Source organism: Hyella patelloides LEGE 07179 (assembly GCF_900659865.1).
GTDB lineage: Bacteria > Cyanobacteriota > Cyanobacteriia > Cyanobacteriales > Xenococcaceae > Hyella > Hyella patelloides.
On sequence record NZ_LR213821.1, the window covers coordinates 1 to 16,960 of the forward strand.

General features: G+C 35.9%; 16 protein-coding genes and 1 pseudogene. 4 read left to right on the top strand and 13 right to left on the bottom strand.

The window, feature by feature from the left end; genetic code table 11:
• The 6 genes from H1P_RS10960 to H1P_RS10985 form a co-directional block, all read right to left on the bottom strand.
• Positions 1-1,313: phosphate/phosphite/phosphonate ABC transporter substrate-binding protein (locus H1P_RS10960; protein WP_186375932.1), on the bottom strand; the 1,313-nt coding region annotated here is incomplete at its 3' end.
• A 660-nt stretch (positions 1,314-1,973) separates the two neighbouring features.
• A complete protein-coding gene (locus tag H1P_RS10965) occupies positions 1,974-2,954 on the bottom strand; it encodes a molybdate ABC transporter substrate-binding protein (protein ID WP_144867134.1) in 981 nt (326 codons plus the stop codon).
• A 183-nt stretch (positions 2,955-3,137) separates the two neighbouring features.
• Positions 3,138-3,950 (bottom strand): tetratricopeptide repeat protein, encoded by an 813-nt coding sequence (locus H1P_RS10970; protein WP_144867136.1) that lies wholly within the window; start codon positions 3,948-3,950, stop codon positions 3,138-3,140.
• 84 nt (positions 3,951-4,034) lie between these two features.
• Positions 4,035-5,096 carry a hypothetical protein gene (locus H1P_RS10975; protein ID WP_144867138.1) on the bottom strand — a complete coding sequence of 354 codons (1,062 nt, stop codon included), beginning with the start codon at positions 5,094-5,096 and terminating at the stop codon, positions 4,035-4,037.
• Between the two features lie 448 nt (positions 5,097-5,544).
• Positions 5,545-6,636: a coiled-coil domain-containing protein gene (locus H1P_RS10980; protein WP_144867140.1), complete on the bottom strand. Its 1,092-nt coding sequence runs from the start codon at positions 6,634-6,636 to the stop codon at positions 5,545-5,547.
• 48 nt (positions 6,637-6,684) lie between these two features.
• Positions 6,685-7,698, bottom strand: a complete 1,014-nt coding sequence (locus tag H1P_RS10985) for a coiled-coil domain-containing protein (RefSeq protein ID WP_246141613.1) — start codon at positions 7,696-7,698, stop codon at positions 6,685-6,687.
• A 340-nt stretch (positions 7,699-8,038) separates the two neighbouring features.
• Between H1P_RS10985 and H1P_RS39315 the strand changes: the two are divergent.
• Positions 8,039-8,137 (top strand): annotated as a pseudogene (locus H1P_RS39315) (CDGSH iron-sulfur domain-containing protein); the annotation flags it as partial.
• 247 nt (positions 8,138-8,384) lie between these two features.
• On the opposite strand, the gene msrA reads toward H1P_RS39315, so the two are convergent.
• A complete protein-coding gene (gene msrA / locus H1P_RS10995) occupies positions 8,385-9,026 on the bottom strand; it encodes a peptide-methionine (S)-S-oxide reductase MsrA (protein ID WP_144867142.1) in 642 nt (213 codons plus the stop codon).
• 106 nt (positions 9,027-9,132) lie between these two features.
• Entirely contained in the window at positions 9,133-11,703 is a 2,571-nt protein-coding gene (locus H1P_RS11000; RefSeq protein WP_144867144.1) for a polysaccharide biosynthesis tyrosine autokinase, read from the bottom strand.
• A 450-nt stretch (positions 11,704-12,153) separates the two neighbouring features.
• On the opposite strand from H1P_RS11000, the gene H1P_RS11005 reads away from it, so the two are divergent.
• Positions 12,154-12,462 carry a hypothetical protein gene (locus H1P_RS11005; protein ID WP_144867146.1) on the top strand — a complete coding sequence of 103 codons (309 nt, stop codon included), beginning with the start codon at positions 12,154-12,156 and terminating at the stop codon, positions 12,460-12,462.
• A 200-nt stretch (positions 12,463-12,662) separates the two neighbouring features.
• Here the strand turns inward: H1P_RS11005 and H1P_RS11010 are convergent, their stop codons facing one another.
• Entirely contained in the window at positions 12,663-13,112 is a 450-nt protein-coding gene (locus tag H1P_RS11010) for a DUF4399 domain-containing protein (protein ID WP_144867148.1), read from the bottom strand.
• A gap of 275 nt (positions 13,113-13,387) precedes the next feature.
• On the opposite strand from H1P_RS11010, the gene der reads away from it, so the two are divergent.
• A complete protein-coding gene (gene der / locus H1P_RS11015) occupies positions 13,388-14,752 on the top strand; it encodes a ribosome biogenesis GTPase Der (protein ID WP_144867150.1) in 1,365 nt (454 codons plus the stop codon).
• A 30-nt stretch (positions 14,753-14,782) separates the two neighbouring features.
• On the opposite strand, the gene H1P_RS38890 is transcribed toward der, so the two are convergent.
• Together H1P_RS38890 and H1P_RS36010 are read right to left on the bottom strand one after the other, a co-directional pair.
• Complete coding sequence (locus H1P_RS38890; RefSeq protein ID WP_281291142.1) at positions 14,783-14,911, bottom strand: hypothetical protein; 129 nt, start codon at positions 14,909-14,911, stop codon at positions 14,783-14,785.
• Between the two features lie 179 nt (positions 14,912-15,090).
• Positions 15,091-15,234, bottom strand: coding sequence for a hypothetical protein (locus H1P_RS36010; protein WP_186375933.1), 144 nt, complete (start codon positions 15,232-15,234; stop codon positions 15,091-15,093).
• 177 nt (positions 15,235-15,411) lie between these two features.
• On the opposite strand from H1P_RS36010, the gene H1P_RS39815 reads away from it, so the two are divergent.
• Positions 15,412-15,537 (top strand): PFE-CTERM domain-containing protein, encoded by a 126-nt coding sequence (locus tag H1P_RS39815; RefSeq protein ID WP_425461529.1) that lies wholly within the window; start codon positions 15,412-15,414, stop codon positions 15,535-15,537.
• A 126-nt stretch (positions 15,538-15,663) separates the two neighbouring features.
• On the opposite strand, the gene H1P_RS11020 is transcribed toward H1P_RS39815, so the two are convergent.
• Both H1P_RS11020 and H1P_RS11025 read right to left on the bottom strand, forming a co-directional pair.
• Entirely contained in the window at positions 15,664-16,395 is a 732-nt protein-coding gene (locus H1P_RS11020) for an ATP-grasp domain-containing protein (protein ID WP_144867152.1), read from the bottom strand.
• 27 nt (positions 16,396-16,422) lie between these two features.
• The gene (locus H1P_RS11025; RefSeq protein WP_144867154.1) at positions 16,423-16,935 is read right to left on the bottom strand and encodes a hypothetical protein; all 513 of its coding nucleotides are present in this window, start codon (positions 16,933-16,935) and stop codon (positions 16,423-16,425) included.
• Between the last annotated feature and the right edge of the window lie 25 nt (positions 16,936-16,960).

Sequence of the window (16,960 nt, forward strand, 5' to 3'; positions counted from 1 at the left end):
GCTTCAATGGCAATCTCCTGTAAGCTACTAATAATGGCATTAAATAGATCGGCAACGGTACTTAACTCCACTGAATTCAGGTTGGCTCTAACGGTTAAATCTCCTTCTGTGGCATCAGATATTTCATCTATTAGGAGATAAATTGCGGTTTCTAACTGTTCTTTTGCTTGCTGTTGTTGTTCTTTTGCTTGTCGTTGTTGTTCTTTTTGTTGACGTTGTTGTTCTTTTTGTTGGCGTTGTTCCTCGGCACTTTTCTCTAAAGATTTGTTTAATTGATTCAACTTTTGTTCGCTAAGTTTTTGTTGAGCCAGACTACGTTTTTGAAAATAAATGATGACGATCGCTAAACTTAACAAGGTCAATGCAATGACAATTAAGTACCAGAATTTTTGGATTAGCTGCGCGAAGGTGATCTCTCCTAGTTCTTCATAGGAACTAATCTTGAGGTCTATAAATAGCTCGTGAACTGGTTGATAGTTAAGAGGTACAGTCCAACCTTGGGACTGGGCAGCTTTTGCTGCTGGACTATCTGGGGGCATATTGAGTAAAGCGATCGCTACCTTTTTCCCAACTTCTAAAGGAACATCTTTGGCTACGGCAAATGGCCAATCAGGGTATAGAGGAGTGCTACGCAAAAACGGAAATTCACCAGTGGGGTCTTCTTGCTGATTGATAATCTTAAAATCTTCTAGCTTAATTTTACCTTCTGCTGCCAGACCTTCTAAGATATCAGTGCGTATTGTTCCTCCATCAACTTCTCCATTCAAGACTGCTTCGATTACATTGATAGGACTTCCAGCAAAGCTTAAGTCTTGAAAGTGACGTTCAGGATCGATTCCTTGCTCCTTAAATACTCCCCAAGCCATTTGCCAACCCCCAAAAGCATCTTTTTTGATTCCTGCAAAGGTTTTGCCTTTAAAGTCTTTTAACTCATTAATGTCATTGCGCTCGGCTCTAGTAAAAATTACTGCACCAAATACTGGATTAGCTTCACCCACTCTCAGACTTTTTAATGAAACAATACGATTCGCTCCATATTCGGCTTCTAAATTTACATACATACCAGGATTGGTAATTATCAAATCAATCTCATTCTTTTCTGCTGCTTGATAGAATTCTTCGATAGTCAGAGGAACTAGCTCAAAAGCATATTCGGGAATTCGGTCGGCGAGATATTCGGCGTGAGCCTGCCATCTAGCTCTTGTTCTTTCTTCACCTCGAAAATTCAGTGCGCCAATTTTTAAGACTTTCTTTTGATTATTAGTTACTGCTGATGGCGGAACTTGAGCGTGAACCCTTGAGGAGAAGACCACTTGTTTTACTGAGTTTGGTGGTATGGGCAGAACTAAAGAAGGTAATATCAAGCTGGTAAAACTTAGCAATAATAATCTCGATCTCGATTTCCTGGGTTTTTGGCACAAAATTGACTCTAGATGGCTCCAAAATAGAGACCATTGATTTTTATAATTTGCCCTTTTATCTTGAAGGAAAGAAGTATTGGCTGATAATGAGGGAGCATATTTTTTTCTAGTAGCCATAGTAATTTAGATATTTCGATGGAGAGCAAAACTTAAAAAATGAGGGAGAAAAAGGGTTTCATGAAAAGTAATTATCTGCCCTAAAGGACTTCCTTCGGTCGCGCGATGCGTAGCGAGTCCTTTAGGGAAGCGGTATCCTTTAGGACACTCTTACTGAAACCTGATGAATTATGTTCAGGAAGGTGAATTGAATAATTCCCAAAATTGAGAATGAGACTTTGTTCGCCAATATCAACTGTGAATTCTTGTTTTTTTTTGTCCAAAGCCCAAAAACTGACATAGTAGTCTGTTAACTATAGGGTGATGAGTTAAGGTTAACAGGATGACAGAGGGACAGAAAGAGATTTAATGGTTGAGTTGATCCATCATTTTTGGATTGACAGAACAATAACATTATTTTGCCCTCTTCTATTTTTTAAATGAGAATTGCTATAGCTATAATGGGGTCGGTTTTAGTTCTTCAGCGTCAGCCTTGATAAAGCCATACTTGGCGTATATATTTTGTGCGTCATCCGTAGCTAGGTAGACTAGATATCGATCGGCATTGTTCTGATTACGTCCTGTTTTTAGCTTACCAATTGCATATCGCACCTTGTCTTGCTGATTGAGCGGAGCGGGGATTGCTACGCCTTCTATGGAACGTCCCTCGGCTTTGCCGTCGATGATTTCAGTAGTCCAAACAATACCAACATCAGCTTCACCATTTTCTAAACGTTCTGGTGTTTCTCGATGATGCCGAGAGGTGAACCAGGTTTTACCTTCAACCGCCCAGCAACTTTTACATTCTTTGCCACCAGTTACTTTCTCGTATAAACCTAATTCTTTAAGCATTTGAGAACCGTAAAACTTGAAGATACCCTCGGTTAGTGGATTGGGGTGAGATTGCACGATATCGTCACGAGCAAGATCTTCCACACCTTGAATATTCTTGGGATTTCCTTCAGCTACCATTAATTCAAGTTTATTACGAGCGTAAATCTTACGCTCGGACATCAACCCTTCATCTTTTAGTGTTTTCAAATGATCGATGTTGGTACTGGCAAAAATGTCAGGGTTTTGCGCGATCTCTTGACCATTAATCTCTCCTTGCTCCATTATTTGGTTGTTAAGTATTTGCCCTGGCGGTATAGTTTGGCAAAACACAGTTTTTATATCAGGCTGCTTTGATAAGAAGTCCTGTATCAATTCTTCCATGACCATGAACTGGTTTCCCGCTAGATACATAACCAAGTCTGCCGTATAGGAATCCCCAATTTCGCCATATTCTATGTTGCCATCTGAATGAAATGTCCTGTAGTCAGCTTCAAAACCCGCATCTTCAGTCGCCTGCAATGAGTTCATACTAAAGATCAAACCAACGCACAGAAGCGATAATAAGACTAGACGTTTAAGTCGAGCAAAATTTGTCTTGCTCATAGTTACTCCTCAAATAGTTCTAATAATGAAATTAATTCATCAAAGTAATTAAATGATGAATTAAAAAACTGTTCGTGGAACTGAAGTATTTCAGAGAAAGAGACTTAACACTCAACTTAAGTAATTAATTAGAAAGCTTTGGCTGACAACCAATCAATAATCTTTAAACTCCCAATCAGCAAACTAACTAAGAGTTAAAAATTGTTCTAACGCTTCTACCATTTTGGGAGGCCAACGACGTATGTTAGCTACCCAATCGAGACTTTGATAGCGATTATCTAATCCTACTGCTGCTACCCAATTACTTTCTGCTTCTCCTTGCTTACCTTCTACCCATAGTACCGCAGTCATAGCAGCCCGTACATCAGGAAACATGGGGTATTTCCTGACAAGGTTGCGTAGCTGACGGGTTGCTTCAAAGCGATCGCCAATTTGATAGGTCACTAAAGCAGCGTTAGCACGAGCTAAAGAAAAACTAGGAGCGATTTCAATAGCTTTCTCGTAGTCTGTTAAAGCTTCTTGCCATTTTTGCTGTCCTGCTTTGGCATTTCCCCGATTATTATAGGCTACGGGGTCTTGAGGGCTAATTTCTAAAACTTGATTATAGTCTGCTAGAGCCAAATCCCAGTTTTTTTGTCCTTCGTAAGCAATTCCTCGATTAAGATAGGCATCAGGGTATTGGGGTGCTATGGCAATAGAACGATCAAAATCCGCGATCGCATCTTTTATCCTATGCTGACTTACTCTAACATTACCCCTATTACTCCATACTGCGGGATTTTGAGGGAATTCTTCAATTAATTTTGTCCAATAAGCCTCTGATTGGTTCAAATCACCTTTTTCAAGGGCTTTGATGGCTTTTCTTGCTATTTTGTCGCCTTTTTTAAGCTGTTGTTCTGTAAATTGGGGTTTTTCCACTTGAGCAAATGCAGTCGCATCGACTCCCCACAACCAGATAAAACAAACACACAAAAAACCAATTAAGCAACGAATCATGATCATTAATTCTTGAGGACATAATACCTTAATGTACACGAATTTCTAGGTATTAATCCTCAAGATAAAAATAATTTGATGCTGCTAAGTGGTTCTGCGTAGGATAACTACATCTTTACCAACTACAGGACTACGGGCAATCAAATTATTCTGTGAGTCAGTAATTCTTAATTTATTAAACTCTAGTTGACGCGATTTTTTGAGCATCTCTCCAGCTAATTTATCTTGATTACTAGCTATTAACTGATACCAATCATCTGCTAAAGTTACGGTAACAATATTATCATCAAAGTTTGGCTGAATAGAAATTATTAAGTCTTCACTATAACGAGTAGCAATATTATTAGTTTTATTTTCTAACGCTACGATTAAATTTTGTTCTGGGGTTAATTCTCTAGTTGATTTAACAGTTTCTACTACTACCTTTTGGGATTTATTTTCTGTTTCCAGTTCTAAAGGAATTTTTGCCGTTAATTCTATATCAGTTTCAGTAGCACTTTTTGGAGTAGTAGAAATAGCTTCATCGATAGGATTTTCTAATGAAGATTTGGTTTCTTCTATTATTATTTCAGATGCATCAATTGTATCAATGGGTCTCTTTTCCGCTTGAATAATTGTTTCAGGTGTATTTTGGGCAATTAATTGAGGTATTTTATCGGATAAAAATAATTTCCAAGTTAAAGGAATAATTATGATAATAATTGCAGCAGTAATCCCAATAATTATCCATTTTTTATTGTTAGGTTGATTATTATTTTTTTGATTTTTAACAATAGCTGTTTGTATAACTTCTTCTTCTGTACCTTGTGGTGTTACTGGTGATGTTACTGGCACAGATTGAGAAGTTGTGACTTCTGTTTTCGTTTCTATCTGCTCTAGATCAACTGTAGTATCATCTAATGATTGAGTTTCAATAATCTCTGTTTCTACAGTTTCTTGAATAGTTTCTGAAGTAGGTTTCTCAGGAATTATTGTTTCTAATTGCTCAGTTGTTGTAATTAGATTTTGAATTGCAGTAGAAGAAGGTAAATCTATTACAGAAGTTTTATCGAGTTGTTGAATAATCGTTTCTAATTGCCCAATAGTTTGGCGTAGCTGTTTAATAGCTTCTTGCTTTGATAATGAATTATCGTTTTCTAATGCCATAGTTTTAAAATCTCAATTCCCAGTTATCTTGTAACACAAAAACCTCAAACTATAAATTAGAGTGTCAAACTTGTTTCAAGAATTTACATTTTTTTGGTTATGCTATTTCTCAAAATATTTTTGAGACTTAACAAATGGTATAAATTGTAAGATAATAGCAGTACGAACAGGGGTGATTTTAACGAGCCAACTTGATGAGTTTTACTCATCTAAAGCGCGTGCGAGCAATCACTATCGCTTTTCTCGCACGAAGTAAGACTAAATAAGAGTTTGAAATATTTAATAAAATATAAATAACTTTCTGCTTAGCTGATTGTGATAATTTATATTGCTTATTTAAATATGCTTTCTGAGTATAAAAAAATATCAAAGAAAATAGGGATAAATTTTACTTTACCCCTATACCCCTAGAAAACTTAATATTGAAAAAATTTCAAGCTAAAAATTGCTATTTACCTTTTTGTTGTGTTTTTGCTTGCTCCATAGCAATTTCTTTCATTGCTTCATAAGATTTGCGATTAGCTGTCCCTTCAATTGCTTTAACTGCTAAATCTTGAACTTGTATTTGTGCTGCATCTAGTTGTTGGGTTAGTTTAGCAATTCTGGCTTCTTGACTATTAATTGTTTGTTCTAAAGATTGAATGCGTAATTGATAGTTTTGATTTTCACCTTCAATCTCTTTTTTTCTTAAATCTTGCTTGACTTTCGCTTGATAGTTGCCAATACCTTTACCTTCTTCTTCTCCTTGTTTAACTTTTTTGCGGAGCTTTTCTTCAAATTCGGTAACCTGTTCTTTTGCTTCTCTATATTCTTTTTCTTGGTCAGCAATTGCTTTTTCTTTTGTTTGCCATTGTTCTTCTAATTCCTGACGAGTGGTATCTAATAATTTATATCTTTCTTGCTTTTCTTGTTCGTATTCTTCTTCATCTAAATCTCTATCCAAATCTACATTATATTGATATTCTTCTGTATCTCTTTGCTTAGTTTTTTTACGTTCTTCATTTCTTGATTGAATATCACGCTTATGAGTTTCTTGTTCTTTATTCCAAGTTTTAATTAACTCAGCAATTTCTTGACGTTTATTTTCTGATTCGATTGTAAATTCTTCAGAAAATTCTTTATGATTAGTTTGGTATTGCTCAATTAAATCATCAATTGTATCATCTTTAATAGTTTCTAAATCGTGTAACTCTACTAACTGCTGTTGTTCTTCTGTAATTAACTCTCTAATTTCTTCTAAAGTAGTTGCTTCTGCAATTAGTTGCTCAGATAAGCTACCAACTGCACCTCCAAAACCAACTTGTAATTGTTCTAAAATTTTAATTGTTTTGGAGATATTTCTTTGCTCAATTTGTTGTTGAATCATGCCTAAAACTTGGTCTGATTTAATGTTATTAGAAGTATTATTTGGTGAAGAAGTGCGATTTTGCTGAGTAGTTTTAGCTCTTTTTGCTTCTGATTCAAAAACCTTATTGTCTTTTTCGAGAGCTTTATAAGCTGCTAATATTTCTGCTTTAGTACTTTTAGAATTAATTGTCATAATGCTACCTTGAATATTTTTTGTAAGTTTCTAAAAAACAAATTTTTACTAATTATTAAAAGCTCTTAAAGCTAAGTTTTGAGCTTGACTATTAGACTCTTGCAATTGAGTAGTTAATTCTTCTATTTGTTTTTCTTGTCTGGCAATAGTTGCTTCTAAAGATTCAATTTGGAAATCGTAACCTTTTTGGGCAGCTTCCCATTCTTTTTCTAAAAGATCGGTTTCTACTTTTGCTTTGGCTGAAGCTTCTTTGATTGCTTTTTCTTTAGCTTTGTTGTATTCTGTTTTGATTTTCTCTTCAAAGCCAGCAATCTTTTCTTTATTTTCCGTATGCTCGGCTTTATTATCAGCTAAATATTGTTCTCTTTTAGTCCAATCTTTGTCTTTTTCTTGACCTATTGCAGCTAATTCTCTTTCTTGCTGTCTGCGATCTTCTTCGTATTCATCAGTTTCTATTTTTCTTTGTCTGGCTAACTCATATTGGTAGTCAGCTTCTTCTTGTTCTCTTTGCTGTGTTATCAATTCATCTTCTTCTGTAATTGCAATTAAATAATCAGCCTGTTCCTGTTCCCAAACCTTTCTCGTTTTAGTTTTTTCTTGGGTTATTTTTTCTTGTTGAAGGCTACTATCTTCAGCTAATCTTTGTAATTTTTCTTGATGTTCTTGTTGTAAAATGTGCAAAGCATCGGCAACTAAGCGCACTTGAGACAACTGTTGCAAATGTTCTCTTTCAACAGAAATCGCTTTTTTTAATTCGTCTAATTTAGTTGACTCTCCTGTCAGCTTTTCTTTGATATTATCAACGGCACTACCAAAATCCAACTGTAAAGATGCCATGCCATTGACAATATTATCAACAGTGTATTCTGTCGCTTGAGTTAATAACTGCTGATTTTTGGCTTTTTCTGCTTCTTCTTCTTTAGTCGCAACTTTTGATTCTGCTTTTTGGTACTGGGTTAATAACTTACCAAAAGCGGACATCACTTGCTCTTTGCCTTCTGGGAATGTAGGTTCTACCATTTTTACTAATGCTCCTGATTTTTTGTTTGAATGAACTAGCAAAGAAATTACTCTCTTTACTTAAATTTCCCAATAGTTTGTGGAAAATCTCGTTGTTTTTTTTGACTTTTTATTCAACTTATAATCATAGTAATCAAAATTGATTTTTAAGTCAATACTAGAAGCAAAATACTTCTCAATAAGATTGAGCTTTTTAAGCATATATACGTCTCGGCGTTGCTGATTTAGCGAACGAGTGCGCGACGGCGAAGCCGAGTCCTTTAGGGGTCTTGGGCGGGGCAGAAGAGTTCTGCCGTGAAACGACAGAATCAGCCCCTTGGGTTTCCCTCAATGAGCAACTCGTTCAAGACAGGTATGAAACCGATAGTAATACTGTTCGGAGGTAGCACTCTGTCGTTGTGGTGGTTCTGGTACAAGACCTTTTTGCGACGGCTCTCACACCAAACTTGGCTTTCAATCAGCAGAGCGTGCAGATCGGTAGAATTGAGTGTTGCAACAATTGACCGTATGTATTACGAAGGCGGAGATATTCTGTGAGGCATTTTCACAAAGCCTACGGCTTACAGCTAATTGACGTCCACCAAAGCGAATCTCTTCGAGATCGCTTTTGAGGGAGAAATGAACGGTTACGCTCCCAAAAAATAAGAACTGATAGAGTTTCACACTTTACCAGTTCTTATAATAGATATTTAGTTTATTTAAGCTAACTAATTAACTAATAGTTATTCTTAATTGGAGCAAGATACACCTGTACCACCTAACCCACAATAGCCGTTAGGGTTTTTTCCAAGGTACTGTTGATGATAATCTTCTGCGTAGTAAAATTCTGGCGCATCCAAAATTTCGGTAGTAATTTCATCGTAGCCAGCTTTATTTAGTTCCTGGTTGTAAGCTTTCTTAGAAGTTTCTGCTTGTTGTTTTTGTTCTTCTGAATAAACGTAAATACCAGAACGGTATTGAGTTCCCACATCATTACCTTGGCGCATTCCTTGAGTGGGATTGTGACTTTCCCAAAAAACTTTTAATAAGTCTTGATAACTAATTTTTGCGGGATCGTAAACCACCAAAACTACTTCATTATGACCAGTCATTCCAGTACAGACTTCTTTGTAAGTAGGATTTGGCGTGTAACCAGCAGCGTAACCTACCGCAGTGGTGTAAACTCCTTCTAATTGCCAAAATTTCCTTTCTGCACCCCAAAAACAACCCATACCAAAACAGATGGTTTCCATTGTAGGAGGGAAAGAAGGCTTTAGAGGATTGCCATTAATAAAGTGCTTGTCGGGAACGGGCATTTGGCGATCGCGACCAGGTAATGCCTGTTCGGGAGAAATCATGGTGGCTTTTTTGCCAAAACCAAATAGTACCATAGGATTTGTTTACTGTAGTTTGTTGTTAAAATTTGTGATCTTTATTAAATGTAACGCGGACAGAGACACTTGTGGCTTGAGGAGCAGGAAAAAACTGTTGATTGGCTTAAGTTTGTTTGACTTGAATAATTTCTTGATACTGACAAATAATTTGTCTTTTTCGGGCTAAATTGCATCTTTGACCCCTTAAAGTTTTCTCTAGCATTTGCTTAATCTCTTGTTCTTGGGCTAATTCTTCTTCTAGAGAAAAGCGTTCGGGTATTGATGCTAGTTTCACCTTGCGTCGTAATTTCCTGACAATCTGGCTTTTCATCAGCAATTCATCTTCTTGCTCTTGAACTAAAGCCGTTAATTCTGCTAAATCTTGCTCTAAGTGATTAATAGTATCTTCTAAACGATCCACAGGAATATCTAGTAACTGTTGGGGATTAATCGTAGAACTTAGTTGTAGCTTTGGGGATTTTTGAGAAACACCAATGATAGTAGCCCAAAATTCTTCTTCCGAACCACTGGACAATTGAGCTTGCGGTAAAACATCATGTTCCTTTTCTAGGGAATGGTAATAATGACCACCAGCATCAACTTTAGGATTAATGTTATTAAAAACAATTCCCAGAACATTTTGCCCTGAATGCTCTAAAGTTTCTTTAGCAAATTCAGCTTGAGAACGATTAATTTCTTCAGGTTTAACCACCAAAAGAACGCCGTCTGCCATTCTACCTAAAATTGGGGCATCCGCAGCCTTATCTAGAGAAGGACTATCAATGATTACAAAGTCATACACTCTCGACCAATAGTGCATTAAATCTTTCATGCGGTAAGAATCAAGTAAGTTCCCAGGAGATTGGGAAATCGTGCCTGAAGAAATGATGCTAAGATTATTCATCGCAGTCTCAGTCGCCAATCGGTAGTCTAAATTATCTGCTAAAAGATCGCTAAGACCATAATCGCCTTCAGTATCCCAAATATTTTTTTGTACGGGGGAATGTAGATCTGCATCTACCAATAATACTTTATGTCCTACTTGAGCCATTGCTCCTGCTAGATTGGCTGCTACAGTGGATTTTCCTTCTCCAGATACGGAACTAGTAACAACGATTGTTTGAATTTGGCGATCGCTATTTAAGGAGCGCAGGTTAGACTGTAACATCCTATATGATTCACTAACAGAAGAACCAGGATCATCTCTAACAATCAAAGGAGGAGTTGAGCAATTATCAGATTCTGCAATGGCAGACAATTCTGTTTTATTAAAGGAAGGAATTATGCCTAACCAGTTGTAACCAAATAACTGTTTGGCTTCTTTTATCGTCCTCAGATAAGAATCTCTGGCTTCTAATAAATAAACAACTCCTGCTGCGGATATTAAACCCAGAGAAATAGTAGAAAGGTAACCTAGTGAACTAGAAGAAACAGGAGTGTTGGGAGTAGTAGCATAAGAAATCACACGAACATTTCCCATATTTTGATGAGCTACTATTTCAATTAGATTTAGTTGATTTTGTAATAATTCGTAGGTTCTTTGAGAAACACCTAATTCTCTTTCTAAATGGGTTAATTGTTGTTCTACTTCAGGAATATTAGCAGCTTTTTGTCTTAATTTTTTTTCGATTTCAGCTAGATAAGCAATTTGTTGAGTCAAACCAATAGTATTGGACTCTAGTTTAATTACTTCTACAGTAAGTTCTTCCTGAATTTCTCCAAACTGGGGACTGGAACTAAATTCTTGTTGAGAATCCGTAACTCTTTTGACTTGTTTGGCTAAAAGTTCTCTTTGCAGTCTAATTTCGTCTTGGAGCTTGATAGTTTGAGGATTATTCTCGGAAAAACGGTTTTGTTCCTGATTTAGCTGTAATTCTAGTTCTTGTAACTGAGCAATAATTTGTTCTATTGCTGGAGACTGAGTAAGCTCTGTTGCGCTCAAAACTTGCTGAGCATTCATCGTTAACTGCTCTTTGAGATATTTAGATTGGCTATTTAGATTGATGATTTCACTTCTAGCTTCTGTAAGTCTTTTTTCTAAATCTCCTAAGTTAGTTGCTAATTTAGAAGCTTCTTCTTGGGGGGATAAAATTTGTTTTTTGGTTTTTAATTCTTTGATTGAAGTTTCAGTATCTAGTAGTGCTTGTTGTGCTTTGGGTATTTGTTCTTCTAAAAACTTCCTGATTTCTAATGCTTCATTTTTATTAGTAATAAGATTACTTTCTAAATAGTTAGCAATTAATTTGTTGACAACTTCTTTGGATATTTGAGGGTCAGGATATTGATAACTAATTCTCAAAACATTAGTATTCGAGATTACATAAACATTTAGTTTATCGCAAAAATTTGAGATTTTTAAAGGGTTACCTTGCCGATCTTTTAATTGCAGATCGTTTATCGTTTTTTCGATAACAGAATTTGATTTAATAACTTCTGCTTCTGTAGCGATTAGGTTATTATCATCTGTAACAGGAGCTAATACTTTGAATTCATGGCTAACATCGGTCAGAGAAGAATTAACATTACTCTTTTGAAATTTTAATTTTCCTTCTGCTTCGTAAATATTTGGTTTGATAGCTGTACTAATGACTCCCCAAGTAGAAATTGCTAAAAAAACTGCTACTGCTGGTATCCGATGTCTTTGAAATATTTGCCAATATCGATCTGCTCTAAAGGAAGATTGTGAAGTTTCCATGAATAAAAGAGTGTTAATTATTTCTAGCAATTACCTTCAAAATAGAAAATCTATTACGATTTCACTTTCTATTTTAGTAAATCGATCGAGTTGCTGTCAGAGATATTACTTACCCAATTATAACTATATTGCTACCCTAAAAAATAGTTGCTGATTAAGATTGCGTTAATATCATCATTATTTTGGCAATAAATTCCTGGTTGTAATAATTTTTATGCATAAGTAATTCTTGAAGGCTAATGCTGTATTTTAAATAGAAATTTACTTATAGCGATCGCAAAATCCCAAGACAACATATTTTTAGCATCAGTTTTAGAAACTTTTGCCCAGAAAGAGAGAGAGATAGGCGAAGGAAACCTGATTTATCGTTTGTGTATTGTTGGTAAGATAGTGAAGAGTTTTTCGCTGAAAAGCAATTGATAGAGGCTGCAAAAAGGAATTTAATAAGCAATGTATGAGCCACAACAACCAGAAGAGTTTAATTTTAAGCAGAAAATTGCAGAAGACAATATTTTAGAACGCGCTCAAGCTGAAAATTTATCCACCAAAAATATAGCTTTACGTCAACAGCACCTTAAACGTTTATTGTTTTGGTTAATAGGTATTGGCTTGGGTTTAGGTGTAATTGTGGCGATAGGAGTTTTGATTGCAATACAAAAATTAGGTTTAGCCAACAAACCCTATGAAATAGAAAATCCACCAGCGCAAGAACAAATTCAAAACGAGCAATTAGAAAATTTAGATATTGAACAACAGTAACAGTAGACTTTTTTCAGAAGTAGGGGAATACAAAAGAGCGTGATGTGAGCAGAGGAAGATAATTTCCTAATTAATCAACCAATTAGTCAGGAAAAAAATATTAAATTATGACTTCTGGCTCTTGTATTCTCCTCAAATAAGAGATCTCTAAGAATTCTGGCTCTTAGTAGAAAAGTACCATGTTACGTCTCTATTGACTTCTACTTAACAGATATCGTGATTTTTTTAGACATAACTGGGTTATCGTGAGGAACATGAACATAATTACCAAGTAATAGCTGCAAAGTGTGTTCCCCAGGAGGAAGAGTAAGTTGTGTTTCGGTTTGTCCTCCACCAAAGTGTCTGATACGATCGTTAGCTGGTAATGATGCAGTAAGATCGGGAGAGTCTGCCAAATCTACTAAAAGGTGATGGTGTCCTGTATTTTCTCGCTCAACTCCTGCGGGTGCAATTCCCATTCCTGATAAACCAAATTTAACAGTAAAAGTTTGTGCAACACTGTCTCCATCCGTAGGTGTGATAATATAAGCTTCTGCATCAGCAGGCGCATGAGAAATTAAGCCATCAGCAGATGCTTGGGGAATTATGCTCAAAAAACTCAGACAGAATGCCAAAAAAAAGCTGATAACAATAGGGACTAATTGAATCATGATTTGTCAATAAATATATTTAACTTGATACAATAATTATTAATGCAGGGCAACAAAAATAGCAATTAATCAAATCGATTCATTCAAAATTTTTATTGTTGAACAATGCTTGTAATAAAGCAGTACCATTTTTACCTGTCTGCTAAAGGATTATCCATAGCGAATTAAACAAAACATTAACGTAACTATTTTCAGTTTAATCTTGTATTTCTGTGATGACTGGATAACTGAATAACTGATAACTAATAACTAATAACTAATAACTAATAACTGAAATGCCATTACCTATAGTAGCTATTATTGGTAGACCCAATGTGGGCAAATCTACCCTTGTCAATCGTCTTGCTGGAGATCAACAAGCCATTGTTTACGATCAACCAGGTATTACCCGCGATCGCACTTATCGTCCCGCTTTTTGGTCAGATCGGGAGTTTCAAGTAGTGGATACAGGGGGGTTAGTATTTGACGATGACACCGAATTTTTACCTCTAATTCGTCAGCAAGCGATGGCTGCTTTACAAGAGGCTTCTGTAGCTGTTTTTGTGGTAGACGGACAAGCAGGATTAACAGGTGGCGATCGCGAAATTGCCGATTGGTTGCGCCAACAATCTGTTCCTGTAATTTTGACAGTTAATAAATGTGAATCTATCGAAAATGGATTCATGCAAGCTGCGGAATTCTGGGAATTAGGCTTAGGCGAACCCTATCCTGTCTCTGGTATTCATGGTAGTGGTACAGGGGAAATGTTAGATGAGTTGATTACTCACCTACCTGCTATGGATGAGTTACCCGATACCGAAGAAATTAAAGTGGCAATTGTCGGTCGTCCTAATGTGGGCAAATCTAGTCTCTTGAATGCTTTGACAGGTGAACAAAGAGCGATTGTTAGTCCTGTTTCGGGAACTACTAGAGATGCCATTGATATGGTAGTGCAGAAAGGAGAGCAAACCTATCGTTTGATCGATACGGCGGGAATTAGACGGAAAAAGAATGTTGACTACGGCGCGGAATTTTTTAGCATCAACCGCGCTTTTAAAGCTATTAGACGTTCTGATGTGGTGTTATTTGTCTTGGATGTTCTTGATGGAGTAACCGAACAAGATTTAAAGTTAGCAGGGCGTATTATTGAAGAAGGAAGAGCAGTAATCTTAATACTCAATAAGTGGGATGCAGTAGATAAAGATTCCCACACTATTTATGATTATAAAAAACAAATTATGAACCGCTTATACTTTATGGAGTGGGCGGAAGTGATTTTTACGAGCGCGTTGACAGGGAAACGAGTAGAAAAAATTCTCGATTTAGTAGATAGTTCTGTTGCAGAATATCGTCGTCGAGTAAGTACTTCGGTAATTAATGAAGTATTAGAAGAAGCAGTTAGTTGGCACTCTCCCCCAACTTCTCGCCAAGGAAAGCAAGGGCGTATTTATTACGGTACACAGGTGCGAACAGAACCCCCTACTATTACTCTTTTTGTCAACGATCCGAAGCGTTTTACTGATAATTATCGACGCTATATCGACCGTCAATTTAGAGAGCAGCTAGGCTTTAAAGGTACTCCTATCCGTTTAGTATGGCGTGGTAAAAAAGTTCGCGAGATGGAAAGAAATACAGCGAATAGAGCAACTAAAGTTAAGTAAGATTTCGTAATGTAATTAGTTAGTTTTTGGTTAATGAGATAAAAATCCTGTCAATAATAAAGGTACTAAAAATAACGCAGAAACAATTAACAACAAAGTTCCAGCATCTACATCAATAACATTAATATTCTCATTGGGATTTTTGTTTGGTTTATTCATGGTTATTTAGACTTAAATTCTATAATTTAAGTCTATGGTAATTTTGAATCTTGATTACAGAATGCGATCGCTTTAAACATCATTTGTAATAGTATTATCCGCATCCTTGTACATAGATAAATACCAATGTCTTTACTGAAGGGAAACCAAGGTTAAAACAAATCAATTACTACCAGCTACTACCAGCGAAATCTCAGTGGTAAATGAGGACGAAAATCGATTGCTTGTTGTTGAGTGGCGCGATCGAATTCTATGTTTAATAAGTGCTTTTTTCCTTTGATAAATTTAACCAAATTGTGTTGTTGAATTGACTTAGTCGACAACTTGGTGGTACAAACCTTGATTTTATTGGAGGTGAGCCATCTTTAGTTTTTCGCGATGCTAGTGTAGGTCAACTTTTTGCAGTTAACAATACACAAACAAGTGTATTTGATGCTAGTGCAAATTTAATATCTGTTGAAAGTTTTAATAGCAACCCCATATTAACAACCTTCGGTACTATTAATCCAACTCTAAGCTCGACATCCGTACCTTTTGACTTTTCTCCCGCACTGGGCTTATTAACTGTAGGTGGAATATTTGGTATTTCTCGTTTACGCAATAATCAAAAATTTAACGGAAAATAAATTAATCAAATATGCGGTCGCAACGGCGAGATCGCGTTCTAACACAAATCAATTACAAAATGCGATCGCTTTTACTACTTTTTTGCTTTGTATTAATTGACTAATTTTGAAAACTCAACAATGAATTTAATTTTGTACTGCTGCATATCTCAATACTTCTAAAACTTTTACTGGATCGCAATTATATATTCCCAAACCCCAAGCAGCATTTAATTCTACTACAGCCCATCCACAATCTTTTATTACTCCCACATCTAAAACTGTTGCCGTAGGAAACTCTATATTTTTATCTGCTAAAAGCTCATCAACAAAATTAATTAATTCTTTTTCTTCTTCTTTTGAGTGATAGAAATTTTGCTGTTTTTGTAATATTCCTTCTCGTAAGTAGATAGAAAAGGTTTTGAGAGTTCGATTAAGAATAAAACATCTAAATTCTTTTTCCCATTCTACAATCTCTGCAATTAATACTGGTGTGTTGTCAGAATATCCATCAGGAAGTTCATTTCCTTTATAAACTTTAGCAGGAAAACCTTTATTATTGGGAGGCTTAATAAATGCAGCTATTTCTAATTTGCGAGCTTGGGCAAAAATTGTAATTTGAATTTCTCTTTTACGATACTTTTCTGGTAATTTAGGTAGCCAATCTTCGGGAGGTTCTAACAATTGTAGTTTAAATTGTTTGGCAAACATCGGAGCCATCAAAGCTTCTAAATACAATACTGGCTCTTTAACAGATAATAAGCTATTTGGTATTTGCCATTTAGTTAGACGCTCCACATCCCAACCCAGATTTATTGCTACTCGCCATAATGTTTGTGAGTCTTCTGTGTAACGTGGGGTTAAAATTAACGTTGGCATTTTTGGATCGACTTATAGTCTTCACTTTTACGATTTTTTTGCTTGGTATTCGTTGTAAATTTTTAATGCTGCTTCAATATATAACTCTGATAAGCGATAGTTATTGATATAGCGACGTTTTAATCTATCAAGAGACACCAATTCATCCTCAGTTGATACTAACCAGATAGCACTGTTAATTTCTCTAATTCCACGATCTTTATTGTCTGCACTAAAATCACCTAAAGCCCACCATAATCTAGCTACAGCAGTTTGACTGCGATTTCTTCCTGGTTTCAAATACCATATTGTTCGACCAATTTCAACGCATTCGGAAACAGAAATATTTTGTTCATCTAAAGCTTGTTGAATATATTTATCCAGCTTGGTGATTTGTTCTGGTTCACATTCTGATAAACGAATTCTAATACATTCTGCTGCCCATTGAATTGCTAAATTATGATCGTGTTTGCATAATTCTCGGATAATAGAAAGACTCCAAAATAAGCACGCTTCTGATTGTTCTAAATATTTTCTAGTTTTATCTGTTGCTTCTTTCATTTCTATATAGGTTGAGTTATCTAAT

Coding starts and splice junctions, on each gene's coding strand:
- H1P_RS11000 (WP_144867144.1), bottom strand. CDS start 11,703: ATGGAAACTTCACAATCTTCCTTTAGAGCAGATCGATATTGGCAAATA.
- msrA (WP_144867142.1), bottom strand. CDS start 9,026: ATGGTACTATTTGGTTTTGGCAAAAAAGCCACCATGATTTCTCCCGAA.
- H1P_RS10965 (WP_144867134.1), bottom strand. CDS start 2,954: ATGAGCAAGACAAATTTTGCTCGACTTAAACGTCTAGTCTTATTATCG.
- H1P_RS10975 (WP_144867138.1), bottom strand. CDS start 5,096: ATGGCATTAGAAAACGATAATTCATTATCAAAGCAAGAAGCTATTAAA.
- H1P_RS10970 (WP_144867136.1), bottom strand. CDS start 3,950: ATGATTCGTTGCTTAATTGGTTTTTTGTGTGTTTGTTTTATCTGGTTG.
- der (WP_144867150.1), top strand. CDS start 13,388: ATGCCATTACCTATAGTAGCTATTATTGGTAGACCCAATGTGGGCAAA.
- H1P_RS11020 (WP_144867152.1), bottom strand. CDS start 16,395: ATGCCAACGTTAATTTTAACCCCACGTTACACAGAAGACTCACAAACA.
- H1P_RS11025 (WP_144867154.1), bottom strand. CDS start 16,935: ATGAAAGAAGCAACAGATAAAACTAGAAAATATTTAGAACAATCAGAA.
- H1P_RS38890 (WP_281291142.1), bottom strand. CDS start 14,911: ATGAATAAACCAAACAAAAATCCCAATGAGAATATTAATGTTATTGAT.
- H1P_RS11005 (WP_144867146.1), top strand. CDS start 12,154: ATGTATGAGCCACAACAACCAGAAGAGTTTAATTTTAAGCAGAAAATT.
- H1P_RS11010 (WP_144867148.1), bottom strand. CDS start 13,112: ATGATTCAATTAGTCCCTATTGTTATCAGCTTTTTTTTGGCATTCTGT.
- H1P_RS10980 (WP_144867140.1), bottom strand. CDS start 6,636: ATGACAATTAATTCTAAAAGTACTAAAGCAGAAATATTAGCAGCTTAT.